General features: G+C 43.6%; 2 protein-coding genes. Both read left to right on the top strand.

Annotated features, from left to right (window positions below; translation table 11 throughout):
* Window positions 1-1,427, top strand: a 1,427-nt coding sequence (istA, locus tag LX24_RS14660; protein ID WP_166512870.1) for an IS21 family transposase, incomplete at its 5' end; no start/stop codon positions are given.
* Window positions 1,424-2,221, top strand: a complete 798-nt coding sequence (gene istB, locus LX24_RS14655) for an IS21-like element helper ATPase IstB (RefSeq protein ID WP_166512869.1) — start codon at window positions 1,424-1,426, stop codon at window positions 2,219-2,221. The genes istA and istB, both read left to right, overlap by 4 nt.
* The last annotated feature ends 1,032 nt before the right edge of the window (window positions 2,222-3,253 follow it).

The raw sequence follows: 3,253 nt of genomic DNA, 5'->3' as shown, positions 1-3,253 counted from the left end.
ATTTATATGAACATGAAGGCAAATCACAAAGAGCAATTTCCAAAATTCTTGGGGTGTCACGCAATACCGTCAAGAAATATTGCGACGGTTCACACGTGCCGTGGGAACGCCAAGGGAAAAGCGGACGCCGGCAGTACGTGATAACCGATGAAATTATGGAATTTATCAAAAGCTGCCTTGCCTCTGATGAAGCAGAGAATATAAAGAAACAGAAGCACACTGCCAAGCGGATATACGATCGACTAGTGGACGAAAAAGCCTTTAAAGGCGGCGAATCAACGATACGCGAGATAGTAGCCAAGCTTAAAGAAAAGCAGAAAAAAGTATTTATACCGTTATCATATGAACCCGGGGAAGCAATACAAATAGACTGGGGTGAGGCAACAATCTATCTGGCCGGCAAAAAGATCAAGGTAAACCTATTTTGTATGCGTGAGTGTTACAGTGCAGATATATATTGTCGGGCCTTTTACCGCCAGAACGAAGAAAGCTTCCTTGAGGGCCAAATTACTGGATTTGAGTATTTTGATGGAGCACCTAAGCGAATGATATTTGATAATGCAAAGGTTGCAGTAAAAGAAGGCTTTGGTGTACATGCAAAAGCCCAAGATAGATACAAAGCATTATCAGCCCATTACGCATTCAAATGTGAATTTACTAATATTGCAGCAGGACACGAAAAAGGGCTGGTAGAGGGGCTTGTAGGCTGGGTAAGGCGTAATATATTAGTGCCCATACCAAGAGTAGCTACTATGGACGAGCTAAACGCCGAAATATTACGCAGATGCCTCAAATACCGTGAGCACCAAATAAAGGGCAGAGAACAAACCGTAGGTAAAATGGCACTGACTGCAAGAGTAAGGATGACCCAACTGCCCCGATACAGATTTGACCCCAGTAAGAGTATAACCGCAAGAGTTGACGATTTTTCCACGGTAAGATTTGACTACAACCACTACTCTGTACCGGTAAAATATGCCGGAAAAGAAGTTAGCGTTAAGGGTTATGGCAATGAGGTTGTGATGTTCCACCGGAATACTGAGATAGCCAGGTACCAGCGCTGTTACCAAAGAAGACAAACTAAATACAGGCTTGAGCATTACATAGATCTTATAGAAAAAAGGCCCCGCAGCGTATTTAACGCAAAACCCGTAAAGAGCAATATATCGGCTGAATTGCTTGAGATAGGCAAACGGCTATCTGGGCCGCGGGAAATGGTAAAGCTTTTACGGCTACTTGTTGACTATGGAGAGGACAAGCTAATGTCCGCTATAGATAGCATACAAAACCCTGAAATATCTGTAGAGCAAATACGGGCCTACCTGATAAATACGCCAGCTAAAATACACTCACGGATAGATATAAAGGTCACAAAACCCCAGCTTAATAAGTATGACAATCTAATGAGCGGGGGTGCTACAGTATGACCGGAGTAAATTCTGTCCAGATAAACCCCACTAAGGAAACCATAAAACTTTATGCAAAACAACTCAAAACTCCAACGTTTGTAGATTATGAAAATGTTGTTAGACAGTTACAGCCCGGTGACGGATACGATAAATTTCTGTGCCAGCTTATGCAGTTGGAAGTTTTACAGCAACAGGAAGCAGGGCAAAGACGGCGGATTAAAAAAGCTGGGTTTCCTATTATGAAAACCCTTGACGAATTTGATTACACCAGGCTCGAACATGTATCGGAATCTTTCATATGGGAACTTGCCTCTTGTGACTTCATTAAAAACCGGCAAAACATAGTAATGATAGGTAACCCAGGTGCTGGAAAGTCGCATTTGTCCGTAGGGCTAGGCATCAAAGCCTGTTACGCTGGATTTAACGTTAAATTTTATACAGCTACAAACCTTGCAAACGAACTTGCAGAGGCAGTACAGTTCCACCGGCTGTCCAAACTGGAAAAAAGCCTGGCCAAAATTAACTTATTGATAATAGATGAGCTCAGTTACCTGACCTTTAACCGCTACCAATCCGAGATGCTTTTTCAGGTAATATCAGAGCGTTCTGAAAGGGCGAGTATCATTGTGACTACCAATCTTGAGTTCTCCAGGTGGACAGAGCTGTTTGAAAACGAAATCATGGTTGCAGCTTTAATTGATAGGGTGACATTCCGCTCACATGTACTGAACATGAATGTCAAAGAGTCCTACCGCTTAGAACAGACCTTATCAAAAGGAAACGAGGTTAATAAAGAACCTATAGAAGATTAGTTAGTTATACCACGTCTAACGGGCAGGGTAAAAAATAGGGACCGGCGTGGTAGGGGCCATATGCAGTTGCAATACCTTCCTGGCCGGCTCGGTTTATCTCGGGCCAAAAACAAAGGGGTGAGAATGACAGGTAATTAATACACTGTGGCTATTAGTCTAATACCCCATTTGATCGGGTAAAAAAGCAGTGCAGAAACTGACGTCTTGTCGATGACGGGCAATACGCCGGCAACTACATGCTTTCCGGTCGGTGGGCCAGGCGCCCATAATCCCGGGTGTCTTAAAGGAGAGTGATTTATCGGTAGATATGTATAAAAACAGCCTAACCGGCTCCCGTCATATTGTAACAGGTCACGAAACCTGGCAATTGGCGAAGGACCGGGGGGCTATACAGGAACCGTGCACCATTTTTTTAGGTGCCGGTGCTATGCGGACATTGCCTACCCGTACCGGCCCTGTAAACCAGCCTGGTCAGGGATGTATTGCAAATGCATATGGCAACTTATGCGTTAACTATTAATCGAAAGCAGCCCTATCCCCCTGCTCGCTGCTTGGTTGATTGTTTAGCTTACTCATACTTATATTAGGCTGTGGACAGTGCCGCCCTGTGGACAACCCTACGGGTTGACACACAGGGCTTGGATAACGCTTCGCGTTAACCACACTGCCCACAGCCATAGCTACTTAAAAAAATAACCACCATAATCACTAAAACTAAATAGAAAGACCCATGTTAAAAATCAACGTAAAATGACGTTTTCATTACCCTGGTGGTATATTGAGTTTGACAACATACCACCAGGAAAACTAAAGCATACTCGTTGATAAGTGGATCAATATTTTCACAGCAGTTTTCCCAAAGTGGCTCACTTTTTTTCCAGCGTTAGTGGCTCAACATTTTTCCAGCGAGTGGCTCACAATTCTCTTGACAATCGCAGATTATAGATTATCACATTGGACTTTCCTGCGAAGGAAAACATGCCGCCCAGCTTGTACAGAGAGCTTTGTGGAAACGTCAACTATTTTCTGGAA

It is taken from the genome of Desulfallas thermosapovorans DSM 6562, assembly GCF_008124625.1.
Classification (GTDB): domain Bacteria; phylum Bacillota; class Desulfotomaculia; order Desulfotomaculales; family Desulfallaceae; genus Sporotomaculum; species Sporotomaculum thermosapovorans.
Note: the sequence above shows the minus strand (reverse complement) of the source record. Positions and strands in the feature narration are given on the sequence as shown.

Coding starts and splice junctions, on each gene's coding strand:
- istB (WP_166512869.1), top strand. CDS start 1,424: ATGACCGGAGTAAATTCTGTCCAGATAAACCCCACTAAGGAAACCATA.